Raw genomic sequence first — 25394 nt, 5'->3', positions numbered from 1 at the left:
GGTTCGGGCGTCTGATTGGATGGAGCGGTGAGTTTCGATGCGCTGCTCTGGCTTTCCTTCGGCGGACCGGAAGGTCCTGAGGACGTCCGCCCCTTCCTCGAGAACGTCGTGCGCGGACGTGGCGTGCCGCCGGAGCGGCTGGACGAGGTCGAAGCCCACTACCAGCACTTCGGCGGCGTGTCGCCGATCAACCGCCTGAACCTCGAAGCCATCGAGGCCGTGCGGGCCCGCGGCTTCGACCTGCCGATCTACTTCGGCAACCGCAACTGGCACCCGATGGTCGAGGACACCGTCGCGCGGATGAAGGCCGACGGGGTCCAGCGCGCCCTGGTGTTCCCGACGAGCGCGTACGGCGGCTACTCCGCGTGCCGCCAGTACGACGAGGACATCGTCCGCGCGCTGCAGGCCGTGCCGGACGGCCCCGAACTGGTGAAGCTGCGCCACTTCTTCGACCACCCGCTGTTCATCTCCGCCTTCGCCGACGGCGTCCGCGCCGCGGCCGCGACGCTGTCCGGCCCCTACCGGCTCGTGTTCACCGCGCACTCGGTGCCGGTGTCCGCCGACAAGGCCGCCGGTCCGCCGTCCGAGGGCGGCTACCGCTACTCGCGCCAGGTCGTGGAGGCGTCGCGGCTCGTCGCCGCCGAGCTGGGCGTGACGGAGTACGACGTCGTGTGGCAGTCGCGCTCGGGCCCGCCGCAGATCCCGTGGCTGGAGCCCGACATCGTCGACCACGTCGACGCCCTGCACGCCAAGGGCGTGACCGGGGTCGTGGTGTGCCCGATCGGGTTCGTGTCCGACCACCTCGAAGTGGTGTGGGACCTCGACACCGAGGCCCGCGACCGCGCGCTGGAGCTCGGCATGGAGTTCGCCCGCGCCGCGACCCCGAACGCCGACCCGCGCTTCGCCGAGCTCGTGGTGGAGCTGGTCTCCGAGCACACCGCCGGCGCTCCCGCGCGGAAGCTGTCGTCGTTCGTGTCGGCCGGGTGCACCGTGAACGGCGCGCCGTGTGCGCCGTTGTGCTGCGAACCGGCGAAGAGGCCCGCGCGCGCCTAACGGCCTTGCAGGGCGTCCGTCAGCACCTGCGTGGCGTTGGCGGGCAACGCTCCGTCGTGGTCAAGGGCGTAGCGGATGACGGTCCTGAACTCGTCGCTGAACCGCGAGTAGTACGCGGTGACCGGGCGCAGCCGGGCGTCCTCGATGGCCTTGAGCAGGGTCGTGGCGTAGGGGTGCCTGGTGGTGACCTGGCTGTCCTGGTAGACGATCCCGCGGGTGGCGGCGAGGCCGCCCCGTTCGAACAGCAGCTGCTGGCTGCGCGGGCCCGTGAGGAACTCGATGAGGGCCTGCGCGGCGCGGGGTTTCGCCGACTTCGCCGAGATGGCCAGGTTCTGCCCGCCCAGTACGCTCGGACCCGTCAGCTGCGCGACCTCGAAGTCGATGCCGGGGCGGCCGGCCGACTCGCCGCGGTTGCCCTGCAGGGTGCGGTGGGCGACGGGCCAGTTGCGCATGAAAACGATCTTGCCGTCGCGGAACGCCTGGGTGGTCAGCTGCTCGGTCTGGTCGAGGGACTCCGGCAGCACCACGGGTTTCTCGCCCTGGAGGCCGTCGGCGAGCCAGCGCAGGGCGCGGCGGGTGCGGTCGGAGTCGATCACGACCTTGCCGGTCTCGTCGACGACGTCGCCCTTCTCCGCCCAGATCAGTTCCAGCGCGTTGACCGTGAGTCCCTCGTAGTCGGCGAGCTGGCCGCCGAAGCCGGCGGTGAGCCGGGCGTCCTGCGCGGCCCGCAGCGCGCGGGTGGACGTCGTGGCGATCTCGTCCAGGCCGAGGGGCTCTTCCTTGACCAGGTCCTTGCGGTAGAAGAGAAGCCCGGCGTCGGTGTTGAACGGCAACGCCCACAGCACGCCCTGGTGACGGCAGCTCTCCAGCGGTTTGCGCAGGAACCCGCTCGTGTCCACGGTGGACAACGGCCGCAGGTAGCCGGACTGCGCGAACTCGGCGGTCCACGTGACGTCGAGGTTGAAGACGTCCACGTTGTCCGCCTTCTCCCTGGCGCGCGCGACCATCTCGCTGCGCTGGCCGTCCGCCTCCGACGACAGCTCCACGATCTCCGCCGGCTGCTCGGGGTGTTCGGCGTTCCACTGGTTGATCAACGCGCGCCGCTGGCCGCCCTCGCTCTCGTCGCGGCCGCTGAGCACGACCAGCTTGCCCTTCTCCCACTCGCCCGACTCGCGGAACAGCGGCTGCACACCGCTCGTGAACAGGATCGTCAGCACGATCCCGATCGCCACGCCCATCGCGAGCCACGACCGGTTCGCCCACACCACACCGGGCGGGCCCAGCCTCGGCAGGGCGGCCCACGTGCGTCTCAGCCACTTCACCCGGTGCCTCCCCACACCCTGAGGAACAACGCCGCCAGGTCGTCGCCGAGCGTGTCCGTCGTCGAGTCGCGGCACTCGCCGCCGGACGCGTCGGTGATCGACGTCAGCGCGTGCGCCGCGCAGCTCGCGTCGCCGACGGCTATCACGAACACCCGAATGCCCTTGCGCGCCACCGCGTCCACGACGTCCTGCCGGGTCTGCGGGCTGGTCGTGTCCTCGCCGTCGGTCAGCACGACCACGGCACCCACGTGGTCGGCGTCGTTGGCGCCGACGCGGTCGAGGCCGTCCAGGACCGCCTGGTGCAGCGGAGTGCCGCCGGAGGGCTGGACCGTGCCGAGCGCGGCGGTCGCGGCCTCCTTGTCGCGCCTGCCCAGCGGGATGAGCTGACGCACCTCGCTGTTGTTGAACACCGACAGTCCATAGGTGTCCTCGGCGCCCATCTGCGTGAGGGCTTTGCGGACGCCCTCGACCGCGACGGAGAACCTCGTGTCGCCGGTGGCCGTCGGTTCGGCCATCGACCCGGACGCGTCGAGCGCGAGCCAGACCCGTCCGTCCCGTTTGGCCTGCTCGTACTTCTTCTGGAACGCCGCGTGGACCGCGTCGTCCGGTGCCGCCTCCGCGCGGTCGAGCGCGAGCCCGGCGCGCACGCCGAGCTCCTCGCGGAACTCCGGGCCCGCGGCCTGCCGGGCGGGACGCAGGCCGGCGGCGTTGAGGGCCGTCATGCCCTCCTGCGTGCCGAGCCACGCCTGGAACTGCCGCGCCGGCGCCCGCGCGGCGAGGTTCGACACGTCCGGCGCGTCCCACTCGACGAGGTTCAGCGGGTAGTCGGCGCGGTAGGTGTCCGACGGGTACAGCGCGGTCAGGCACGGCTTGCGCGCGCAGCCGGTCCTGTTGTGCCGCATCAGCACCTGCTCGGTCGTGATGACCGCCGCGTCCGGCCTCGGCCGGTCGGCCTCCTCGACCCGGCGTTCCACGACGGCCGGTTCGAGCGACTCGTACAGCGCCTCCGTGGCGAGCCTGCCGTCGATCGCCCTCAGCGGGTCCGGCCTGCCGATCCCGATGCCGGTGCCGCCCACCTTCGTGAAGAGCTCACCCCAGGTTTCCGCGGCCTCGGAGACGACGTCCTGCGCGATCGCCGCGGGCACCCCGAGCACGACGGGCGAGAACGCCACCGACTCGCCCGGCGTGATGCGCACCGCCGAACCGATGCCGCCCGTGCGGCGCACCACCTCGGTCGTCTCCGTGGTGGAGTCCGGCAGCCACACGTCCGGGTGCGGTCCGACCTCCTTCAGGTCCTGCGACGACCAGGACGACCGCAGCGCGATCGCGCCCCGGTTGCCCCAGGCCGAGAACACGTACAGCCGCGCCGTGCGGCACCCGTGGTTGCCCGCCGCCGTGTGCTGCTCGAACTTCCGCGCCACCTCGCCGATCACGGGCGCCGCGTCCTGCGAGGTGAGCACCCGCACCTCGGTCGGCTGTGGACACCCGAGCAGCAGCACCCGCCCGTACGCGACCACGGGCGGTGCCGCCAGGGCGACCAGGCCCGCCGCCACCACGAGCACCGCCGTGAACACCACCCAGCGCAACCGGATGCGCTTGGCCAGCCGGTTCAGCCGGTCGATCGCGGACGCCGACAGCACCAGCAACGCCGTGCCGATGCCGTAGAGCACCCACGACTGCCACGTGGCGAGCGCACCGGTGGCCGTCTCGGAGAGCAGGTGCCCGGCGACCGCGGCGAGCATGAGAGCGCCCGCGTACCGGGGTGCCGTGCTCGACCGGCGCTGGTCGACGTCCTCCATCCCGTCCTCCCCACCAGGCACCATAAGTGGCGGCACCGACAGTTCCGGGGGAGTTGCAGGTTCAGGACGACCTGCTCAGGGAGAACCACTCGTTCGGGTCAGCGCGGCTGCCCGGGACCACCAGGTCAGTGCCGGCCCGCGCCGCTGTCCGCCAGCACGCGCACGGCCTCGTCGACCGCCGCGCACCGCGCCCGGCGCACGGCTTCCGACACCGGCCGCAACGCGTCGGTGCGCGCGGTCATCGCCGACGCCGACACGGCACCACCGGGGGAGTCCGAGCGGGCCACGGACAGGATCGCGTCCACCTCGGCGGCCCGCTGCAACACCCGCAGCGAGCGCGGCGGCATCGCGTCCGGCCACGGCAGCGCGGAGTTCGCGGCGGCCAGGTCGGCGATCTCCTTGCGCACGTTCGGCCGGTGCTTCGCCACGTCCAGCGAGGCCAGGGCGGCCGTCGCCTCGCGCAGGGCCGCGCCCAGGCCGTGCTCGGCCTCGCCGATCGGGATGTGCTCCAGGCCGGTGGACGACGGCAGGTCGAACACCGTCCAGCGCATCACACCGTCCGCCACGATCTTGGGCACCAGCCCGACGTGCACGGACGGGATCACCAGCGCCTCGCCCGAGCGCAGCGCGCACGTCGCGAGGGTGCCCTTGCCGCCCAGGCCGCGCACGTCGCCTGCCACGGGCAGCACGAGCCGCGCCGATGTCGCCCCCGCGCGCCGCAGGGCGGCCAGCAGCAGGGCGGGACCCACGGGGGCCTCGTCGGGACCGGGCAGGTCGAGCGCCGTGGCGGTGCCGTCGTCGTCGGCCACCACCTCGTGCATCTCGGCCCACGTCTGCAGGGCGTCGAGGACGTCGTCGGCGGCGGCCAGACCGTGCAGCCATCCCGACGTCCACACGACCAGCGTGGCACTCGCACAGGACACGCGACGAGATTACGTTGCCGTGGCCCGTCAGCCCTACCCGGTGTGCCCGATCCGAGACGTCCAGGCCCTAGTCCGCCGGACCGATGTGCTTCTCGAGCAGGGTCCGGAACGACGTCACGTCCTCATCGGACCCGAAAGCCCGGTGCGGCACCGAAAGCGACGCCGCGCCCTCGTCGAGCGTCTGCAGCACGAAGCCCTGCCGCGTCTCGGTCCAGCCGGGCAGCTCCTCCCACGCGATCTCCTCGCGCACGGAGCTGCCGACGGCCATCCGGAACGACTGGTCGTCCGCGCTGCCCACCACGGTCCGGCTGATCATCTCGTCCGACGAGAAGCGCCACCACACCGCGACCGGCTCCATCAGCCCGATGACCAGCGCGCACAGCAGGCCGAACAGCGCGACGAACCCCATGTCGTCGAAGCCCACCAGCAGCACGAACGAGATCACGGCGAACGCGAGGGCGAACCACGGCGCCCACCGGACCATCGGCACCATCGCGCGCAGGCTGGCGCGCCAGTCCGCGGGGGAGGGGGCCCAGTTGAAGTCGACAGAGTTGCTCATAGCGCCCCGCATTCTGCTGCACGGCGACACGGCGCATCCGCGGGATGACGAAAGAGAGCCGCGCCGCCGGACGGTTCGCTCACGGCGTACAGCAAAGTGGCGCCGGGACGTCCGTGCTGCCGAAACCGAACGGACAACGGGTGTTCGGCGCGATTGACCACTGTTTCCGCGGTCGACGGACTTCCGGTCAGTGGATGTCGCTGATCCGGCCGGACGTGGTCACCGCTGCTCAGGCGTGCGGGCTGGAGTCGCTCCACGTCGACGGGTCCGGGTTCGGTGCGTAGCGTCGTCTGCGTGACCCAGAACCTGGCCCGCACGGCGGGCGAACTGCGCGCCGCCGGGCACCTGCCGCGCGGCGTCAAGACCGAGATCAGGGAGAACCTCCTCGCGGCGTTGCGCGAAGGCCGCAACCCGTGGCCGGGCATCGTCGGTTTCGACCGCACGGTGCTCCCTCAGCTGGAGCGCGCGCTGCTGGCCGGACACGACGTCGTCCTGCTCGGCGAGCGCGGGCAGGGCAAGACCCGCCTGCTGCGCACCCTGGTCTCCCTGCTCGACGAGTGGACGCCCGTCATCGAGGGCTCCGAGCTGGGCGAACACCCGCTCGACCCGATCACGCCCGAGTCGAAGCGCCGTGCCGCCGAGCTCGGTGACGACCTGCCGGTGGTGTGGCGGCACCGCGACGAGCGCTACGCCGAGAAGCTCGCGACGCCCGACACGTCCGTCGGCGACCTGGTCGGCGACGTCGACCCGGTGAAGGTCGCCGAAGGCCGCTCGCTCGGCGACCCGGAGACGATCCACTACGGCCTGCTCCCGCGCTCGCACCGCGGCATCATCGCCATCAACGAGCTCCCCGACCTGGCCGAACGCATCCAGGTCGCGCTGCTCAACGTCATGGAGGAACGCGACATCCAGGTCCGCGGCTACACGCTGCGGCTGCCGCTGGACGTGCTGCTCGTCGCCACCGCGAACCCCGAGGACTACACGAACCGCGGCCGCATCATCACGCCGCTCAAGGACCGCTTCGGCGCCGAGGTGCGCACGCACTACCCGCTGGAGGTCGACGCCGAGGTGGACATGGTCCGCCAGGAGGCCGAGCTCGTCGCCGAGGTGGGCGACCACCTGCTGGAGATCATCGCCCGGTTCGTGCGGCACCTGCGCGAGTCGTCGTCGATCGACCAGCGCTCCGGCGTGTCGGCGCGTTTCGCGATCGCGGCGGCGGAAACCGTTGCGGCGTCGGCACTGCGCCGGTCCGCGCTGATCGGCGAGTCGCCGGCCATCGCCCGCCCGATCGACCTCGAGTCGGTGCCGGACGTGCTGCGCGGCAAGCTCGAGTTCGAGGCGGGCGAGGAGGGCCGCGAGGAGGAGGTCCTCGTGCACCTGCTGCGCCGCTCGATCGCGGACACGGCCCGTGCCCGCCTGGCCGGGCTGAACCTCCGCGCGCTGGCCGAGGTCGTCTCGGACGGCCACCCGGTCGCGACCGGCGACCGCGTGCACGCCGGCGACATGCTGGCGGCGCTGCCGGAGCTGCCGATCCTGCACGAGGTCGCGGCCCGCATGGGCGCGGGCCCGAAGGACCCCGTCGGCCGCATCGCCTCGGCGGTGGAGCTGGCCCTGGAGTCGCTGTACCTGACTCGCCACCTGTCGAAGGACACCTCCTCCGACGACGACCGATCGGTGTACGGATGAGATACCGCTACGGGCGCTGGGGCGGCGGCGCCGACCCGCTGGCGCCGCCGGTCGACCTCCGCGCGGCCGTCGACGAGCTCGGCCGCGAGATCATGGAGGGCGCGTCGCCGAACTCCGCGCTGCGCGAACTGCTGCGCCGCGGCGTCGACGGCACCCGAGGCCTCGACGACCTGACGTCACGGCTGTGGCAGCGCCGGTCGTCGATCCAGCGCCGCCACCGGCTGGACGGCACGCTGACCGAGGTCCGGCAGCTGCTCGACAAGGCCCTGGAGGCCGAACGCCGCGCGCTGTTCCCGGACCCGTCCGACGACGCGCGCTTCCGCGAGGCCCAGCTCGACGCCCTGCCACCGGGAACCGCAGCGGCCGTGTCCGAGCTGTCCTCCTACGACTGGCGTTCCGGCGAGGCCCGCGAGGCGTTCGAGCAGATCCGCGACCTGCTCGGCCGCGAACTGCTCGACCAGCGCTTCCAGGGCATGAAGGATGCGCTGTCCAATGTGGACTCCCAGGACGTCGAGCGCATCCAGCGCATGCTGCGCGACCTGAACTCGTTGCTGGAGGCGCACGCCGCCGGCTCGCCGGACACGCCGCGCCAGTTCGACGAGTTCATGCGCAAGCACGGCGACTTCTTCCCGGAGAAGCCGCGCAACGTCGACGAGCTCATCGACGCGCTGGCAGCCCGTTCGGCCGCCGCGCAACGCATGATGAACTCGATGACCGACGAGCAGCGCGCCGAGCTGTCCGCGTTGTCCCAGCAGGCCTTCGGCGGCATCGGCTCGCAGCTGTCCACCCTGGACTCCCTGCTGCAACGCCTGCGCCCCGGCGAGGACTGGACGTCGTCGGCCCGCTTCCGCGGCCAGGACCCGCTGGGTCTGGGCGAGGGCGCGCAGGCCATGGCGGACCTGGCCGAGCTCGACGGGTTGGCCGAGCAGCTCTCCCAGTCGTATCCGGGCGCCCGCCTGGAGGACATCGACCTGGAGGCGCTGGAACGCCAGCTGGGCGAGTCGGCCTCGGTGGACGCCCGCAGGCTGGCCGACCTGGAGAAGGCGCTGCGCCAGCAGAACATCCTGGAACGCGCCCCGGACGGCTCGCTGCGCCTGACCCCGAAAGCCCTGCGCCGCCTGGGCGAAACGGCCCTGCGCGGCGTCGTCGACCAGCTGCGCTCGGCTCAGGGCTCCCGCGAGACCACGTCCGCCGGCGCCGCGGGCGAGCTGACGGGCTCGACCAGACCGTGGCAGTTCGGCGACACCGAACCGTGGGACGTCCCGCGCACCCTGCGCAACTCCGTCCTGCGCTCCGGCTCGATGTCCATCGACGTCGTGGACCTGGAAGTGTCCGAGACGGAACACCGCACACGCGCCGCCGTCGCACTGTGCGTCGACACCTCGTGGTCAATGGTGCAGGACGGCCGTTGGGTGCCGATGAAACGCACGGCCTTGGCCTTGCATCACCTCGTGCGCACCCGTTTCCGCACCGACGCCCTGCAGCTCGTGACCTTCGGCCGCTATGCGGAAGCCGTGGACATCGGCCAGCTCACCGGCCTGGAAGGAGTGTGGGAACAGGGCACGAACCTGCACCACGCACTCCTGCTGGCGGGCCGCCACGTCCGCCGCCACCCCGACGCCCAGCCGGTGGTGCTGGTCGTCACCGACGGCGAACCGACCGCCCACCTGGAACCCGACGGCGACGCCGAGTTCCACTACCCACCCCTGCCCAGAACCCTGACCAAGACCCTGAACGAGGTCGACGCCCTGGCCAAGCTGGGCGCGACGATCTCGGTGTTCAAACTGGGCGACGACCCGCGCCTGGCGGCGTTCGTCGACATCGTGGCCCGCCGGGGCGGCGGCCGGGTTGTGTCACCGGACGAGGAGGGACTGGGCGCGGCGGTGGTCAGCGACTACCTGAAATCGCGGCGCCGCCGCCGGTGACTCACTCCGACGGGTGAATCGTGTCCTGATCCACGCCTGGCGCCGTCTGATGGATGTCACGAAACCATGGTCATCTCCCTCCCGCAGGAGGAGGAACGCGGGGGCGGCACGGCACCGTTCACGTTGCTATTCGATCCGGTCCAGGAAGCCGAGCACTTCGTCCAGCCGTTCCGCCAGGTCCGGGTGAGCGGGCAGCAGCGACCGGTACCGCTCGGCTGCTTCGGCGGCGTGCGCGCGTGCTCTGGCGGCGTTGTCGTCGGCTGAGGTGCGCAGGGCGATCACGGCGGCGTTGTGCAGCAGTTGGGCGAGCACGGGTGCGAACTCGGCGCTGCCGGCGTCGAGGTGGGTGCGGGCGACGCCGATCGCGGTCATGACGTTCCGCAGCCCGGTGTCCGGGTGCCCGGCGAGGGCCTGGTAGGTGCCGTACTCGTTGAGGCTGGTCACCGCTGCCTTGGTGTAGTAGTCGGGCGAGATGCGGGCCAACCGCCGGTAGCAGTGGGCGGCGATGCGCGCGGCCCGCACCGCCTCGGCCCGCTTGGCACTCGCGGAGCAGCGGCGGGCCAGGCGGGCGGCCGCGTCGGCCAGGGACGGAAGCATGGGGCTTGGCGCGGTGACGTGCTCCGCCAGCTCCATCGCCTCGGTCTCGGTCGCCGCTGCCTCGTCGTGGCGTTCCGACCGGCTCAGGACGACGGCTTTGTTGAGGAGAGCGCTGACGAGCGTGATGTCGCGCTCGGCATCTTCTTCGGTCTTGATCCCGCGCAGGATGCCGATGCTCGTGTCGAGGCCTTGGAGGGCGCCGGGCAAGTCCCCGTTGCCCGCCGCGTGGCTGCTGCCGTTCATCAGCACCTGTGCCGTTCGGATGGTGAGGTCTCGGTCGTGCGGCGACTGCCGCCAAGCGCGGACCATGATCGAGGTGGCTCGTTCCACGAGGCTGGTGACGACAGGTGAGGTCTCGCCGCAGTTCTTGAGCCGCATGCCGAGGTTCATCAGGACACCGGCCCTGGTTTTCGCCGGCAGGTCGTCGCTCAGGTTCTCGGCCAGCACACCGGTCAGCTCCAGACCGAGCAGCCGCATGCCGATGTCGGGATGGGGCAGTTGGTCGACGAGGAGGACCTGCACGTCGAACGGCGCGTGCTCGATGGCCAGGCGGATCAGGTCGGGGCTCGGGGTGAAGTAGAGCGACGGGCACTCGGGGAGTATTCGCCACAGCACGTCCCGCACTGCCGCGTGCCGGGTGGCGGTCGCGATCAGGACCGCGGCGGGACGGCGTGACACCGCGCGGATGACCGGGGTGCTCTGTGCCGCGCGCACCACCAGACGTGACGCTCGCGGATGCGTCTTGAGGTGGTCGGCGACGAAGTCCTCGCCGAACCGGTCCGGGGTCAGCGGCGGCAGGTCGCGCGGTCCGGGGTAGACGCGGTCGTGCCAGGTCAGAAGCTCACGGCCCGCTGCCAGGCCGTCGGTCACCCCGGCCGCCTCCAGCAGGGCCAGTGCGTCGTCCTCGCTGCTCAGCGGTCCGAACAGCGTCGCGAGGAACACGGCTTCCGCGGCGTGCGGGTGCGGTGGCCAGAGGCGGCGTTCGTGGGCGAGCAGGTAGCCGGAGAGGTCGTCGCGGTCCGGGACGGTCTCGTGGTCGCGGTCGGCACACACCGCGGCGAGGGCGGCCATGTGCAGGGGCAGGGGTGAGGCGTAGTCCTCGTGGTCCAGGTCTGACGGGGGCTGGACGGTGCAGGGGCCCGGCAGGGCGAGTCCGGTGTGGAAGGCGTGGGCTGCTTCGAGGAACGCCTCGGCGCGGGCAGCGGCCGAGTCGGTCAGGTCGAGGAGCTCGATCGGGTCGGGCAGGTCGATCGGGGTGGGGTCGAGGTGGTCGCAGAGGGGCTGCCACAGGTCCTCGATCGAGCGGGCCAGGAGCAGGACGCGCAGCTTGGCCGGGGAGTGCTCGCGGGTGAGGTCCGAGATCAGCGTCCGCAGGTCGCCGTCGGACCAGCGTTCGGCGTAGTCGACGGCCACCAGCACGCCGGCACTCTCCGCCGTGACGGCGACGCGGGTGTCCGAGGTGGACAGGGGCAGCACGGCGTGCTTGTCGGTGGTGCGGTTGACGGCGTGCGCGACGCGCCAGCCCGACAGGTGCGCGTGGGATGCGAAGGCGTTGGCGAGGCGGGTTTTGCCGCGGCCGCCGGCACCGTGCAGGAGCAGGACCGAGCCGGGCGCCGGGGAGCCGAGCCAGCCCAGAAGGCGGTCCTGCACAGCGGGACGGTCCCGGTAGGGGACGACCTCCTGCCGGGTGTCGAGGAGGCGGCTGGGGGTGCGGTGACGTTCGGGCAGGAAGCCGGGCCGGGTGACGGGCGCGAGCCAGTGGACCTGGTAGTCGGGACGGTCGAGGGCCAGGGTGAGGGTGCCGGTGACCGAGCCGATCTGGACCGCGACGCCGGAGATGAACGAGTTGCTGATCGTGTTGGCCGTGTCCGGGCCGCCTTGATCCATACCTCCTCATCGCACGCGCGCGGTCCAGTGTGACGGCCTCAGAGGTCGTACAGCGCCGCCAGCCGCGGCAGCCGCGCCGCCATCTTCGCGCCGTCGTCGAAGTCGAAGTCCCACTCCGGGTCGAGCGCGGGGTAGCGGATCCGGAACGCGTCCTGCGGCAGCTGCATGCCGGTGGCCTTGATGTGGGCGTCCCAGGCGATCGACAGGGCGCCCTCGCGCTCGAACTCGTCACCGGTCTCGGCGGCGGCGACCACGACCGGCAGGTCGGCCAGTGAGTCGGGGGACGCCACGGCGGCCTCGAAGACCTCGCGGCCCTGGGTGAGGAGCCAGCCGCGGAAGTAGTCGAAGCCGTCGTCCGAGCAGCCGCCGTTCATCACGTAGGCGGCTGCCCACAGCGGGTTGGTGTACGAGGCGGCCATGAGGTCCCACAGGACCTGCTGGGCCGCGACGATCTCGGCGGGGGGCATGGCGGCGAGCAGGTCCGTGGCCGCGGCCACCACGGCCTCGGAGTCGGACGGGTCGGTGACGCTCGCCCTGGCGTCGGCGATCAGCTGCCAGAAGGTGTTCGAATCCACGTCTCGGAGCTTGGCAGACGGGTCTGACAATTTTGGTGCCTGACTTGCGAGCCGGGACGTTCTAGGTTGGGAACATGATCAGGACTCTGTTTCGCTCCCTCGAACCCGTGCACGGGATGATCTACTTCGCCCCCGAGGCGGACAGCCGGTACGCGAGCGTCGGGCTGGACCGGCCCGGCGGGTACTTCGCGTCGCGGGCCGCCGCGCTGGGGCCGGTCGGGGCCGAGGTCGTGATCGCGACGTTCTACAACTTCAACCCCGAGATCGTGCGGGCGCGCATTCCGCAGGCGTGGGAGAAGGTCACCCCCGAGCGCATCATCGCGCTGCGGCTGGAGGCGGCGGACGAGGCGTTGCGCAAGGTGCTGCCGGACGACCTCAAGGAGATCACCGAGCTCGCCAGGCGGGCCGCCGAGCGGTCCAAGGAGATGTTGCACGGCCGGCCGTTGTTCGCCGCGCACGCGAGCCTGCCGTGGCCCGACGACACGCTCCTGCAGCTCTTCCACGCGCAGACGCTGCTGCGCGAGTTCCGCGGCGACGGCCACCTCGCGGCGCTGCTGCGGCACGGCATCACCGGCATCGAGGCGCTGGTGCTGCACGTCGCGACGGGCGACTACCCGGCCGACGCGCTGCGCAAGACGCGGGCGTGGTCGCAGGAGCAGTGGGACGCCACGGTCGAGGACCTCCGGCACCGCGGCCTGGTGAACGAGGACCGGCTGCTCACCGAGAAGGGCCGCGAGCTGCGGCAGGGCATCGAGGACGAGACGGACCTGATGGCCGCCCCGGCCTACGACGTCCTGTCCGACCAGGAGAAGGAGCGGTTCGTCGAGCTGGCCGCGCCGCTGGGCAAGGCCGTCGTCGAGGGCGGGCTCCTGCCCGGACGGCGCTAGGAGTCCTTCTCCCGGTCCGTCGAGGCGAGCGCCTTCTCGGTGGTGTCGTCCGTGCCGACCCGGTGCTTCCCGGGGTTCGTCAACGAGAAGTGCGCTTCCTCGCGCATCCGCTCGACCATGTGCGGGTAGTGCAGCTCGAACGCGGGCCGTTCGGAACGGATCCGCGGCAGCTCCGTGAAGTTGTGCCGCGGCGGGGGCGACGTCGTGGCCCACTCCAGCGAGTTGCCGTAGCCCCACGGGTCGTCCTGCGGGGCCGGTTCGCCGTAGCGGTAGGAGCGGAAGACGTTCCACACGAACGGCAGCACGGACGCACCGAGGACGAACGAGCTGATGGTCGAGAACGTGTTGAGGAACGTGAACCCGTCCGAGGGCAGATAGTCGGCGTAACGGCGGGGCATGCCCTCGTTGCCCAGCCAGTGCTGCACGAGGAACGTGCCGTGGAACCCGAAGAACGTCGTCCAGAAGTGCAGCTTGCCCAAGGGCTCGTTGAGCATCCGGCCGGTCATCTTCGGGAACCAGAAGTACAGGCCCGCGTAGGTGGCGAACACGATCGTGCCGAACAGCACGTAGTGGAAGTGCGCCACCACGAAGTACGTGTCGGACACGTGGAAGTCGAGTGCCGGCGAGGCCAGCAGGATGCCCGTCAGACCGCCGAAGAGGAACGTGACGAGGAAGCCGATGGAGAACAGCATCGGCGACTCGAACGTCAGCTGGCCCTTCCACATCGTGCCGATCCAGTTGAAGAACTTGATGCCCGTCGGCACGGCGATGAGGAACGTCATCAGCGCGAAGAACGGCAGCAGCACCGCGCCGGTGGCGTACATGTGGTGCGCCCACACGGCCACGGACAGCATCGCGATCGCCAGCGTCGCGAACACCAGGCCCTTGTAGCCGAACAGCGGTTTGCGGCTGAACACCGGGAAGATCTCCGTCACGATCCCGAAGAACGGCAACGCGACGATGTACACCTCGGGATGGCCGAAGAACCAGAACAGGTGCTGCCACAGGATCACGCCGCCGTTGGCCGGGTCGAACACGTGCGCCCCGAGGTGCCGGTCCGCCGCCAGGCCCATCAGCGCCGCGGTCAGGATCGGGAACGCCAGCAGGATCAGCACGGACGTCACCAGGATGTTCCAGGTGAAGATCGGCATCCGGAACATCGTCATGCCCGGCGCGCGCAGGCACACCACGGTGGTCGTCATGTTGACCGCGCCCAGGATCGTGCCCAGACCGGAGATCGCCAGGCCCATGATCCACATGTCTGCGCCGACACCGGGCGAGTGCACCGCGGACGACAGCGGCGTGTAGGCGAACCAGCCGAAGTCCGCGGCGCCACCGGGCGTCACGAACCCGCCGACGGTGATGATGCCGCCGAACAGGTACAGCCAGTACGAGAAGGCGTTCAGGCGCGGGAACGCGACGTCCGGCGAGCCGATCTGCAGCGGCAGGATGAAGTTCGCGAACCCGAACAGGATCGGCGTCGCGTACAACAGCAGCATGATCGTGCCGTGCATGGTGAACAGCTGGTTGTACTGCTCGTTCGACAGGAACTGCAGCCCCGGCCTCGCCAGCTCGGCGCGCATCAGCAGCGCCATCACGCCGCCGATCATGAAGAACGCGAACGACGTGGTCAGGTACATGATCCCGATCTGCTTGGGATCCGTCGTCTTGAACAGCGAGAGGAAGTACGAGCCCCTGGGCCGTGCGCGCGCCGCCCCCGGATGGGGCACCACGGGTGTGGGCTTGATCGCGGTCATCGCGCCTCCTCCGTGTCAGAGGTGAATCGTCCTCCCGGTCAGACCTCGGGGCAATCCATGGAGAGCACCGCCGAGGTCACCGGGACCACCGGAGCACCTACGGAGATGCCGCTGACCTGCACGTAGTAAGCGCCGGGGGTCATTTCACCGAATTTGACCACCATGGTCTCGGAAATGGCGGGACTGCGCGCTTCGACCTGTTTGCCGTTCTCGTCGAGCAGGGCCACCTTCACCGCTCGCGGGGCCGTGTCGCGCAGCTCGACGGTGACCTCCAGCGTCTCTCCGGCCAGCACCAGGTCGGGCACGCTGACCTGCGGTTCCGTCGCCGTGACGTTCCGCGGGACGATCTGCTTCGCGGTCAGGAACGACTCCACCGCGTCCAGGACCGCCGCGTTGTCCTGCAACGACGTGTGCTGCTCCGTCACCCGGTGCAGCGTGTTCGACGACAGCGCGAGCCCCCGCCGTGCGGCGCCCACGGCCGGCACGGTCGAGTCCCCGTACAGGTCGTCGCCCTCGTACGTCCGGTAGCAGGTCGCCTTGCCGTCGGCGATGCGCGCGGTGGTGGCCGTGGGCTGCTTACCGCCGACGATCGCGTAGGTCTTGTCGGCGAACGTGTCGCCCAACGCGCCGTGGAACGCCATCGCGTCCGCGACCATCTTCGTGTCGAGCTCGGGCAACGACACCTCGGTGGTCTTGAGCAGACCACCGGGCGACTCGATGCACGCGTACTCGGGCAGCAGCTGGTGCAGCGACGGCATCGACCGCGCGAACTCCGTCAGGTCGACGGCCAACGGTCCGAGGCCCTTCCGCACGCCGTTGACGAGCTGGTCCAACGCCGCCGCCGCGCCCCGGTACGGCGTGCCCATCGTGATCAGCTTGTCGGTGCGCTCGGCCATCCCGCACTGCTCGATGCACCACCGCGCCACCAGCCCGCCCATCGAGTGGCACACGAAGCTGACCTTGGCGTCCGGGCCGATCCGGTCCAGCGCCTCGTCCACGCGCCGGGCCAGCAGCGCGCCGTTGTAGCGGTTCGAGAGCCGCCAGTCGTAGGCGAAGAGGACCAGGTTGCCCTTCTCGACGCTGTAGCCGAGGGCGTTCATCCGGCGCGTCACCCGGTCATAGCCCTTCAACGGCGTCCAGATGCCCGGGATGACGTGCAGATCGGCCATCAACGCCACGGGCTCGATGCCGTCGCCGGGGTGCTCGTCGCCGATGCCGGCGGGGAGCTTGAGCCGGTGCAGGCTCCGGCCGAGCGACAGCACGGCGCGCAACGCGGCCCGGCCCGACACCTCCCAGACCATGCCGTCCTTGTCGCGCAACGTGCTGCCCAGGATGCCGGGCAGAACGACGACGAGATCGCTCATCAGGACTCCTCGGCGAGCGTGCGGATTAGGGTGAGCAGCTTCAGGTCCGCGGGCACCAGGTAGGTCAGCTCGTGGATCCACGTCAGCCGTTGGTCGGCCGTCGGCAGCGCAAAGCGCGTGTCTCCGGCCCGAGCGCGCGCGACCGCCTTGTAGAGCGCCGCCAACGCGTGTGGCTCCAACGCCGTGACGGCTTGGGTGAGCGCTTGCGGTGAGGCGGAACCCGCCAGGCCGCGCAGGACCTCGACTACGCGTCCGGGGTCCTCCTGCGCTTCCAGGACGAGGTCGACCACGTCGTAGTCCTCGTCCGCTAGCAGCAGCAGCGCCTGCACGGGCCGGTTGTCGCGCACGTTCTTGAGGACTTCCTTGTCCAGCAGCTCTTCCCGGCGCGTGGCGAGCAGTTCGCGGCGACGTGCGGGCGTGGCGTCGACGAACTCGTCCGCGAGGCTGGCGAGCAGCCACGGCCGGTACGCGAGCACGACACCCTGCTGCTGCGCGGTCGTCCGCCGCGACTGGATGACCTGCGCCTCGATCAGGCTCGTGCCGTACAACGCCTCGGTGACGGCCACGTCGGCGTCCGTCGACAACAGCTCGGGGTGCCGCAGCAGGATCGCGCGCTCTTCGGCGTACGAGCGCGCGAACACCCACGACCGTGCGGTCTTCAACAACACACGGTCCACCGTCAGCCAGTCGGGGATCGAATCCCACGGCCACGGGCCGGAGTCGTAGTGGCGGCGGGCGATGTCGTGCACGTCGTGGATCGCCTGCCGGGACTGGCCGACGTGCGTCAGCGCCTGGCACAGCCACCTCGCCGCCGCCGGGTCACCCGCCCTGGTCGCCGCCGCGCGCAGCACCAGCAGCGTCGCGAGGTGCGGGCCGGTGAACCGCGCGGCGACCCGGTCCCAGGTCTCGTCGACGATCTCGGGCTGTCCCAGGCCCGCGCAGACCGTGTCGAGCGTCAGCAACGCGGCCGCCAGCGTGGACAGCCGGTCGGTGTTCTCCGGCAGCAGGCACACCTCGACGGTCCGCAGCCCGGTCGCGAGCGCCTCGCGGGCCTTGTCGGCGTCGCGCTGGCGGCGCATGAGGTTGTGCAGCGCCTGCGCGTGGACCCGCAGGCCGTCGGCGAGGTCCGCGGCCTGCCGCGCGGTGGCCAGCGCGGCGTCGGTGCGGTCGACCAGGCTGTAGGCGACGCTCAGGCTCAGCGCCGCGCCGGCGAGCTGCGGGCGGAACGCGGCGTGCCGGCCGAGCGCGCCGCTGATCTCCGCGGCCTGCTGCGTGGTGCGGTCGGCGTCGGACAGCCTGCCCAGCGCGAGGTAGTCGCGGCTCAGCTCGACCTGCGCGGTCACGAGGTCGGCGAGGAACACCGGGTTGGTCTGGGCGAGAGAGAAGTACAGCTCGACGGCTTGCTTCGACCGTTGCATCGCCTCGTAGCGACGGCCCGTCTCGCTGCACCGGGTGGCAAGGCACGTCATCGCGCGCGCCAGCGGGGCATCGGAGTCGACGGCTGCCACGGCGTCACGGGCCGTCGACAGCGACTCCGTTCTCCGTCCCAACATGGCGTAGGTCTCGCTCAGATCTACCAACGCGCCACTGAGGTGCGCGGAGTACGTGGGGTTGTCACCGCCGTGCGTCGACGTTTTCGCGATACGTTGCGCGAGTCGTTTGTGCGTCAGGCTTTCCGCGGTCGTCGGAGTCGACGCGACCAGCTCCCGGTAGCGCACCACCGCCTCTTCGGCGGGCGCCACGGCCTGCTGCAACCGCCCGGCCTCGCGGAACCGCCGCCCCAGCTTGTTCAGCACGAAAGCGAGGTCCGCCAGGTACATCCGCAGGGTCGGCACGAGCGTCCGGAAGTGCTCGGCGGCCTCTTCGAGCGGCGCGACGGCCTCGTCGCCGCGACCCCAGTGCATCAGCTCGTTCGCCGCCGTCGTCGCCGCGAGAGCGATGTCCGGCAACAACATCGGGTTCATCCCCGCGAGCGCCCGCAGACCGTCCAACGCGCGGGTGCCGGCGTGCCCGCAGTGCCGCCACGCGTACTTCCACAGGTAGCCCGGCACGTCCGGCGGCACGCCCGCCTCCATCCGCTGCCGGTACAGCTCGATCAGCGCGCACGCCACCGTCTCCGCGCCCGGCGCGAACACCGCGTCGCGGCTCGGGGCGAACTGCGGGCGGAGGTGGTCCGCGAACGTCTGGTGCGTGAGCTTGAAGACCGCCGTGCCCTCCTCACCGTCCTGCACGATGTGACGGCCCAGTTCGGTGAGCACGGCCGTGACGTCCTCACGGCTGAACTTCTCGCCCGACAACGCTTCGGCGACGGCCCGCCACTCCTCCTCCGGGAAGCCAGCGCCGTAGCTCCACGTCAACGCCGTCAGCAACGCACGGGCGGACGGCACCTTCGCCAGTTCACGGTCGAACGCCGCGTCGAGTGACAGCTTGAGGTCGGCGCCACTATCGGCCAGCAGCTGGTCGGTGATCATCCACGCGGTCAGGAACGGCAGCGCCGCCAGCTCGTCCACAGTGGACTGCGGCACCTCGGGGCCCAGCCGCGCCAGCACGTAGTCGCGGACGTCCGCCTCGTCGTCGGCGTCGTCGAGGTCGAGCACCTCGACCGGCGCCAGCTCGGTCAGCAGCGGCGCCCCGCCCGCGACCCGGTGGGCCTGGCGCGTCGAGACGATCACGACGGCGTGGTCGGCGAGCTTGGTCAGCAGCGAGGTGGCGATCGAGAACGACTCCCCGCGCGCCTCGTCCAGGCCGTCGACCACCAGCACCGGAGGCGTCTCCAAGGCGCTGACCACGCCGACCAGCTCGGCGGCACCGCGCCGAGGTCCGTCCGGCGGGGCGATCAGGCCCGCGCCGACGAGCTGGCGGCTGAGCAGGTCGGCCACCCGGTCGGCGTCCATCGCGCGGGCGTGCACGGCGGCGTCGACCGAACCGGGACCGGGGTCGGCGTGCCGGAACGACGGCCCGGCGGTCAGCAGCAGGTCCCGTTCCGCGGCGTTCGACAGGCTCACGACCCGGCCGACGACCGCCGACTTGCCGGTGCCGGGCGACCCCGTGATGACGCGGAGACCGGCGGTGCCGGACCTCACCCAGCGCACGACCTCGTCGACCTGGGCGGTACGACCGGTGAACCACGACCGGTTGTCCGCAGAGTCACCACCGCGCGCGGCGAGCAGGAGGTGCTTCACGACCGTGTTCGCGGCATAGAGCGGATTGGGCAGCATCGGCTGTGCGGAGCCGTACTGCATGAACCGCGGCCGTTGGACGTCGCTGTCCCACGCGTTCAGCAACGCCGTGCCGACCGCACCGCCGTCGACCAACGCCGTGCGGTCGCTCCACCGCCGTGCGTCCTCCACGGCCGTAGGGCCGGCACGCAGCAGCTTGCGCAGCTGACCGCCGAACAACCCGTCACGGGCCGTCTCGACGCTCGAACACGACACCAGCACACCCGCCCAGTGCACTTGGCCGGCCAGCAGCTCCTCCTGGACGGCCGCGACCGTCCGCACGGCCTCGTCGAGCTGGGCGCCGGAGTAGCAGGCGTCGACGACGATCAGCACCTGGTGCGCGCCCGACGCGGCACACCACAGCGCGAACTCGTGCAGCATGATCCCGTCGACGTCTCCGGCGTTGTCCCTGGCGAGGAGCCGGAGGTTGCCCGCGACGGGGATGGCGTGGCCGCTCCACAACGCCACCAGCGCGCCGCCGTCCTGCGGCTGCCGGCGCAACGCCTTCATGTGCTCGCGGACCTCGGCCTCGGTCGGGTCGGCCAACGGCTCGCCCTCGTAGCCCTTCAGCAGGGCGCGCAGCTCCCGCACGTCGCTCACGGCGTGCTGCAGCGGCTGCACCAGCTCGTACGAGCCGACGCCGATGCCGACGAACTTGCCCCTGACCCCGTCCCGCATGTCCTGCAACCCCCTGCACGGACGTCGCTGCGCGCCAGGGGGTGTTACGCCGGTTAACTCACATGGACGAGTCCGTCGAGTCGCCGCCCTTCGGTTGAGGGGGCAGTTCGACGTTCGTGTTCTTCTCCAGGAACCTCAGCAGCTCCACGGGGAACGGCAGCACCAGCGTCGAGTTCTTCTCCGCCGCCACCTCCACGATGGTCTGCAGGAGCCGCAGCTGGAGCGCGCCGGGCGTCTCCTCCATCGTCCCGGCGGCCTCGGAGAGCTTCTTCGACGCCTGCAGTTCGCCGTCCGCGGTGATGATGCGCGCGCGGCGTTCGCGTTCGGCCTCCGCCTGCCGGGACATCGAGCGCTTCATGCTCTCCGGCAGCGCCACGTCCTTGATCTCGACCCGGTCGATGTCGATGCCCCACTCGAGCGCGGGCGTGTCGATCATCAGCTCCAGGCCCTGGTTGAGGCGCTCGCGGTTGGACAGCAGGTCGTCGAGCTCGCTCTTGCCGATGATCGACCGCAGCGACGTCTGCGCCACCTGGAGCATCGCGAACCGGTAGTCCTCGACGTTGATCACGGCCTTCGCCGGGTCCTGCACCTTGAAGTAGACGACGGCGTCGACCCGCACGGTGACGTTGTCGCGCGTGATGCCGTCCTGGGCCGGCACGGGCAGGGTGACGATCTGGAGGTTGACCTTCCGCAGCTGGTCGACCCCCGGGATGAGCATCGTCAGCCCCGGCCCGCGCACGCCCTGCCGAAGCTTGCCGAACCGGAACACCAGTCCCTGTTCGAACTGCTTGATGACCCGCGCGCTCATCGCGAGACCGAGGCCTCCGAGCGCGACGAGCCCGCCGAGGACTTCGAAGTAGACCATGAGACCCCGCCTTCCGACCGGCGAATGCCCTTGATCTCCGACGGTACGCCTCTACGCGCAGGTGAGAACGGGGTTCGCCCAGTCGGCGTGGTCGTGGGCGTTGCCGTCACCTCCGTCCGTGGCCCGGAACGTCACCACGGTTGCTCCACCCGTGTCGACCGTGATCGGTACAGCCGCGCTTTGCCCTGACAGCACAGGGCTTCGGTACACGGACTGTCCGTCCTTCAGCACCTCGAACCGGACCGTGCCCTCGCCGTTCGTCTCGTCGTCCACACCGAGGGTCGCGGTCAGCGTGGAGCACTTCCCGCCCGTGTAGACCTGGAACTCCGAGTCGGGGTGCACGCCGACACCCCTGTCGAACTTGGCGCCGCGGATGCTCAGAGGGACGCCGTCGCCAGCCTGCTCCTCGCCGTTGCTGCGGTCGCGTTCGATCGGACCCCACCCGTTGCGCTCGTTGAGGAACTCCAGCGCGGAGACCTGGGCTTCACCCTGTGGCGCACGCGGAGTCGCGGTGAAGTCCTCGGTCAGCGTCGTGACGCCCTTGCCGGAGGTGATCTCGGCGAACACCGGACGGGTGCCGGTCGTGCCGCCGTCGCGCTGGACCGTCACCTTCGCCGAGCCGCTGGAGAGGTCGGCGGTCGCAGGGGACACCGACCAGCCGTCCGGTGCGGTCAGCCTCGCCGTCGTCGTGCCGGGGCAGGGCTGGGTGACCACGAGGTCTGCCTCGACCTGCTCGCCCGGTTCCAGCGCGGTGTCGGCGGCCCGCAGCTCGGCGGTGGGCGCGCAGTCCACCCGGTTGCCGAGCTTGCCCGTGGCCGCCTCCACGGGCGTGAGCGGGCGCAGCAGCACGGAGTACGCGTACTCGTTGCCCGCTTCCACCTGGTACTGCGGCAACGGCTCGTGGAACGTCTCGCTGACGCCCGTCACGCGGTGTGCGGCGTGCAGGGTCGTCCAGCCGTCGTTCTTCCGGAGCGCGAACGGGTACGCGGCCCGGTCCAGGTCGTCGTACTGCGACACCCGCACGTCGAGGTCACCCGCGACGAGCAGGCCCGCGCGGCCGTCGGACAGCGTCGCCCAGCGCGTGTCCGCGTGGTTGCCGTAGTCCTGCGGCTTGTAGTAGTCGTTGAACTCCTTGTCCACGGTGGACTGGTAGACGCCGACCGGGTTGCCGGCCAAGCGGTCGTCGTAGTTCTCCCCGGGACCGCGGCCGTACCAGGTGAACTTCTTGTAGTCCTGCGGCACCTTGAGGGTGAAACCGATGCCGGGCAGGTAGCTCAGGTCGCGCATGCGGTCCCGGGCCGCGACCCGGTGGCCGACGTGGACCTCGCCGTCCCCGGTGATCCGGTAGGTGAAGGTCTGGCCGAACGACGCGTTCGGCACGGCCTGGGCCGTCGACCTGGCCGTGATGACCGCGTCCGCGCCCGACTGCGCGACCGTGACGCTCGACGGCGTGGTCCTGAGCCGGTCGAGGCCGGTGCGGTACCAGGAGGTGTCCTCGCTCTGGGACTCGTTGGACAGCGGCGCGCGCCAGGCGTCGAGCTCCGGCCCGGTCCTGAGCAGCTCGGTGCCGCGGACCCGCATCGACGTGAGCGTGCCGGAGGACTTGCTGACGACGTACCGGAAGTCCCTGCCGGAGACGACGACCTCGGTGCCGGTCTCGGTCGTGGTGAGCTTGCCGGGGGACCCGGCGGTGTGCAGGCCGGTGACCTGCGTGCCGCCCAGCGGGAACTGGCCGATGCCGACGTCGTTGCCCTTGCGGTCGGTCGCGCGGACGGTCAGGAAGCGCTCGGTCGGGGCGCTGAAGTCCGGCAACGCGATCGTGCCCGGCTGGAGCCCGCCGCGGTGCCGGGCGACCGTGCGGCCGTTGTCCTGGACCTCCCAGCGCAGTTCCAGGTCGTCGGTGCCGGTGAACTGCCGTTCGCTGACGATCGTGAGCTTGTTGTCGGCGAAGGAGAAGCGGATGGGGGAGTGGACCGCCATCAGCTCGGTGGTCTCCGGCTGCGGCCTGCGGTCCGACCACACCAGTCCGTCGACGCCGCCGGTTCCGGCGCCGTAGAACTGCTTGCGGCCCTTGTCCTCCAGCTTCTCGAAGTCGAGCGCCAGCACGGCGGTGGACTTCGGGTCCTGCGCGAGCTCCGCCTCGGTCAGGGCGCGGTGGTAGATCCGGACCTGGTCGACCGTGCCGTGCGCCATGCGGGTGCCGACGTTCTCCTGCATGGTCTCGGAGTTGCGGCCGATGTTGACCGGCCAGTGCGACCAGTCGATCGTGCCGGTGAAGTCGGTGGTGGCGACCACTTCCCCGTCGATCAGCAGGCGCAGCTTCGTGCCGTCGAACGTGCCGGTGACGCGGTGCCAGTTGCCGTGGAAGTCCGCCGGGACCGTCGCGCGGACGGCTCGCCAGGTGCCGCTGTGGATGAAGAACTCCAGCGTCGTGGCGTCGGCCATCTTCAGCGCGTACTGGTGGTCGCCCTTCGCGACGACCGTGAAGTCACCGGTCCAGGTGTCGGGCTTGACCCACGCGTCGAGGGTGAGGCCGTCGGTGACCTCGTCGAGCTTGCGGTCGCGGTAGACCTCGACGAAGTCGTCGAGTCCGCTGAACCGCAACGCCTTCCCGTGCGGTCCGTCCACCTGGGACGGTTTGCCGGACAGGTAGGAGAGGATGCCGTTCGCGTCGTCGGGAGTCGTGTAGAGGGGCAGGGCGATGTTCTGCTCGGCCCAGTCCCAGATGAAGCCGCCCTGCACCTGCGGGTAGGCGCGCACGACGTCCCAGAACTCCTGGAAGTTGCCGAGGCTGTTGCCCATGGCGTGCGCGTACTCGCCCATGATGATCGGCTTGGTGGTGGTCTTCGCCTTGGCCTCCAGGCTCGCGGGCGAGGGGTAGCGCGGGCCGGCGACGTCGGCGAAGGGCGCGTCCCCGTCCGGCACGTTCGGCTGGTGGTAGAGCGGGCGGGTGTCGTGGGCGCGGGCGTACTCGGCCATCGTGTAGTGCGCCTTGCCGAGGCCGGCCTCGTTGCCGGTGTCCCACATGATCACGCTGGGGTGGTTCTTGTCGCGCTGCACCATGGCGACGAAGCGGTCCTGGAACGCGTCCTGCCACTCGGGGCGTTCGGCCAGGCAGTTGGTGGGGCAGCCGTCGTGGTGGTGGGTCTCGATGTCGACCTCGTCGTCGATCATCAAGCCGGTGCGGTCGGCGAGCTCGTAGAAGTACGGGTCGCTCGGGTAGTGCGACGTGCGCACGGAGTTGATGTTGAACCGCTTCATCAGCTCGACGTCTTTCTCCTGGTCGGCGCGGGTGACGTAGCGGCTGCCGTGGTCAGACGTCTCGGCCCGGTTGACACCGCGGAACAGGACGCGCCTGCCGTTGATCTTGAGCTGCCTGTCGACGACCTCGATCTCGCGGAAGCCGACGGGCTGCCTGCCGGTCTGGACGACGCGGCCGTTCCTGAGCAGCTCGATCTTGAGCTCGTAGACGTTCGGCGTCTCGTCGGTCCACTTCAGCGGGTTCGCGACCTTGCCGTCCTCGATCGGGACCTCACGGCCCTGCGGGTCGAAGAGCCTGGTCCGGACGGTATGGCCCTCCTGAGGGCCGCCGATCCGCACGTCGGTGGTGATCGTGGCGTCGCGGTACTCGGCGTCCAGGTCGGTCTTGATGGTGACGTCCTGGAGGTACGTCTTCGGCGTCGAGTAGAGCCAGACCTCGCGGAAGATGCCGGAGAACCGCCACTGGTCGTAGTCCTCCAGGTGCGAGCCCGCCGACCAGCGGTGGACCTGGAGCTTCAGCGTGTTGCGGCCGGGCCTGAGCTTGCTCGTGATGTCGAACTCGGCCGGCGTGTAGCCGCCCTGGTCGTAGCCGACGTACGTGCCGTTCACCCAGACGAGGTAACCGCTGGTCACGCCCTCGAAGCGGACCAGCGTGCGGTCCCAGTCCCGCGGCAGGTCGAACGTCTTCTCGTAGACGCCGGTGGGGTTGACGTCGCGCGGGATCGCCGGAGGGTTGTCCGGGTACATCTCGGTGGGGATGTTGCGGAACACCGGGTGGTCGAGGAAGTCGGTCTGCCACGTGTGGGGGACCTTGACCGTGCGCCACCCGTCCGTGGTGTCCCTGACGTCCTCCGGCTTGTCGAACATCCGGATCCGCCAGTCGCCGTTCAGGCTGAGGCGCTTCTCCGGCCTGAGGTCGGGGTGGGGAGGTTCCTGGTTCTCGCCGGTCATTCTGGGGTTCTCCAGATACGCCAACGCATCCAGGGGTTCGGCGTGTGCGGTTGCGGGAGAGAGTGAGAGCGCTACCACCGTGGCTAC

Annotated in this window: 15 protein-coding genes; 4 read left to right on the top strand and 11 right to left on the bottom strand. The window is 70.7% G+C overall.

Features of this window, described 5'->3' with window-relative positions:
• Window positions 1–27: 27 nt before the first annotated feature.
• Window positions 28–1053: a ferrochelatase gene (locus VF330_RS20260; protein ID WP_330853195.1), complete on the top strand. Its 1026-nt coding sequence runs from the start codon at window positions 28–30 to the stop codon at window positions 1051–1053.
• On the opposite strand, the gene VF330_RS20255 is transcribed toward VF330_RS20260, so the two are convergent.
• The 4 genes from VF330_RS20255 to VF330_RS20240 form a co-directional block, all read right to left on the bottom strand.
• The gene (locus tag VF330_RS20255; protein WP_330853194.1) at window positions 1050–2375 is read right to left on the bottom strand and encodes an extracellular solute-binding protein; all 1326 of its coding nucleotides are present in this window, start codon (window positions 2373–2375) and stop codon (window positions 1050–1052) included. The two genes, VF330_RS20260 and VF330_RS20255, sit on opposite strands and share 4 nt — an antisense overlap.
• On the bottom strand, window positions 2372–4174 hold the full coding sequence (locus VF330_RS20250; RefSeq protein ID WP_330853193.1) for a VWA domain-containing protein: 1803 nt from the start codon (window positions 4172–4174) through the stop codon (window positions 2372–2374). The genes VF330_RS20255 and VF330_RS20250 overlap by 4 nt, the downstream gene beginning before the upstream one ends.
• A 125-nt stretch (window positions 4175–4299) precedes the next feature.
• Window positions 4300–5097: a hypothetical protein gene (locus VF330_RS20245; RefSeq protein WP_330853192.1), complete on the bottom strand. Its 798-nt coding sequence runs from the start codon at window positions 5095–5097 to the stop codon at window positions 4300–4302.
• A 67-nt stretch (window positions 5098–5164) separates the two neighbouring features.
• The gene (locus VF330_RS20240; RefSeq protein ID WP_330853191.1) at window positions 5165–5656 is read right to left on the bottom strand and encodes a YcxB family protein; all 492 of its coding nucleotides are present in this window, start codon (window positions 5654–5656) and stop codon (window positions 5165–5167) included.
• Between the two features lie 294 nt (window positions 5657–5950).
• On the opposite strand from VF330_RS20240, the gene VF330_RS20235 reads away from it, so the two are divergent.
• Both VF330_RS20235 and VF330_RS20230 read left to right on the top strand, forming a co-directional pair.
• Window positions 5951–7342, top strand: coding sequence for a sigma 54-interacting transcriptional regulator (locus VF330_RS20235; RefSeq protein ID WP_330853190.1), 1392 nt, complete (start codon window positions 5951–5953; stop codon window positions 7340–7342).
• Entirely contained in the window at window positions 7339–9267 is a 1929-nt protein-coding gene (locus VF330_RS20230; RefSeq protein ID WP_330853189.1) for a VWA domain-containing protein, read from the top strand. Before VF330_RS20235 ends, VF330_RS20230 begins: the two co-directional genes overlap by 4 nt.
• 126 nt (window positions 9268–9393) lie before the next feature.
• Here VF330_RS20230 and VF330_RS20225 read toward each other — a convergent pair whose 3' ends face one another.
• Both VF330_RS20225 and VF330_RS20220 read right to left on the bottom strand, forming a co-directional pair.
• On the bottom strand, window positions 9394–11751 hold the full coding sequence (locus tag VF330_RS20225) for a hypothetical protein (protein ID WP_330853188.1): 2358 nt from the start codon (window positions 11749–11751) through the stop codon (window positions 9394–9396).
• 38 nt (window positions 11752–11789) lie between these two features.
• Entirely contained in the window at window positions 11790–12326 is a 537-nt protein-coding gene (locus VF330_RS20220; RefSeq protein ID WP_330853187.1) for a DUF4240 domain-containing protein, read from the bottom strand.
• 74 nt (window positions 12327–12400) lie between these two features.
• On the opposite strand from VF330_RS20220, the gene VF330_RS20215 reads away from it, so the two are divergent.
• On the top strand, window positions 12401–13213 hold the full coding sequence (locus tag VF330_RS20215; RefSeq protein ID WP_330853186.1) for an SCO6745 family protein: 813 nt from the start codon (window positions 12401–12403) through the stop codon (window positions 13211–13213).
• Here the strand turns inward: VF330_RS20215 and ctaD are convergent.
• The 5 genes from ctaD to VF330_RS20190 are packed head-to-tail and all read right to left on the bottom strand — an operon-like array spanning window position 13210 to window position 25307.
• Window positions 13210–14970, bottom strand: a complete 1761-nt coding sequence (gene ctaD / locus VF330_RS20210; protein ID WP_330853185.1) for a cytochrome c oxidase subunit I — start codon at window positions 14968–14970, stop codon at window positions 13210–13212. The genes VF330_RS20215 and ctaD overlap by 4 nt on opposite strands.
• A gap of 38 nt (window positions 14971–15008) precedes the next feature.
• Window positions 15009–16334 (bottom strand): esterase/lipase family protein, encoded by a 1326-nt coding sequence (locus VF330_RS20205; RefSeq protein WP_330853184.1) that lies wholly within the window; start codon window positions 16332–16334, stop codon window positions 15009–15011.
• Window positions 16334–20230: an AAA family ATPase gene (locus VF330_RS20200; protein WP_330853183.1), complete on the bottom strand. Its 3897-nt coding sequence runs from the start codon at window positions 20228–20230 to the stop codon at window positions 16334–16336. Before VF330_RS20200 ends, VF330_RS20205 begins: the two co-directional genes overlap by 1 nt.
• Before the next feature lie 58 nt (window positions 20231–20288).
• Window positions 20289–21095, bottom strand: a complete 807-nt coding sequence (locus VF330_RS20195; protein WP_330853182.1) for a slipin family protein — start codon at window positions 21093–21095, stop codon at window positions 20289–20291.
• Between the two features lie 51 nt (window positions 21096–21146).
• The gene (locus VF330_RS20190; RefSeq protein WP_330853181.1) at window positions 21147–25307 is read right to left on the bottom strand and encodes a glycoside hydrolase family 2 TIM barrel-domain containing protein; all 4161 of its coding nucleotides are present in this window, start codon (window positions 25305–25307) and stop codon (window positions 21147–21149) included.
• Window positions 25308–25394 lie beyond the last annotated feature (87 nt).

This window comes from Lentzea sp. (assembly GCF_036380075.1).
GTDB lineage: Bacteria > Actinomycetota > Actinomycetes > Mycobacteriales > Pseudonocardiaceae > Lentzea.
The sequence above is the reverse complement of the archived record's forward strand: the minus strand, read 5'-3'. Positions and strand labels throughout refer to the sequence as shown.

Coding starts and splice junctions, on each gene's coding strand:
- VF330_RS20205 (WP_330853184.1), bottom strand. CDS start 16,334: ATGAGCGATCTCGTCGTCGTTCTGCCCGGCATCCTGGGCAGCACGTTG.
- VF330_RS20195 (WP_330853182.1), bottom strand. CDS start 21,095: ATGGTCTACTTCGAAGTCCTCGGCGGGCTCGTCGCGCTCGGAGGCCTC.
- VF330_RS20250 (WP_330853193.1), bottom strand. CDS start 4,174: ATGGAGGACGTCGACCAGCGCCGGTCGAGCACGGCACCCCGGTACGCG.
- ctaD (WP_330853185.1), bottom strand. CDS start 14,970: ATGACCGCGATCAAGCCCACACCCGTGGTGCCCCATCCGGGGGCGGCG.
- VF330_RS20215 (WP_330853186.1), top strand. CDS start 12,401: ATGATCAGGACTCTGTTTCGCTCCCTCGAACCCGTGCACGGGATGATC.
- VF330_RS20230 (WP_330853189.1), top strand. CDS start 7,339: ATGAGATACCGCTACGGGCGCTGGGGCGGCGGCGCCGACCCGCTGGCG.
- VF330_RS20200 (WP_330853183.1), bottom strand. CDS start 20,230: ATGCGGGACGGGGTCAGGGGCAAGTTCGTCGGCATCGGCGTCGGCTCG.
- VF330_RS20240 (WP_330853191.1), bottom strand. CDS start 5,656: ATGAGCAACTCTGTCGACTTCAACTGGGCCCCCTCCCCCGCGGACTGG.
- VF330_RS20190 (WP_330853181.1), bottom strand. CDS start 25,307: ATGACCGGCGAGAACCAGGAACCTCCCCACCCCGACCTCAGGCCGGAG.
- VF330_RS20225 (WP_330853188.1), bottom strand. CDS start 11,751: ATGGATCAAGGCGGCCCGGACACGGCCAACACGATCAGCAACTCGTTC.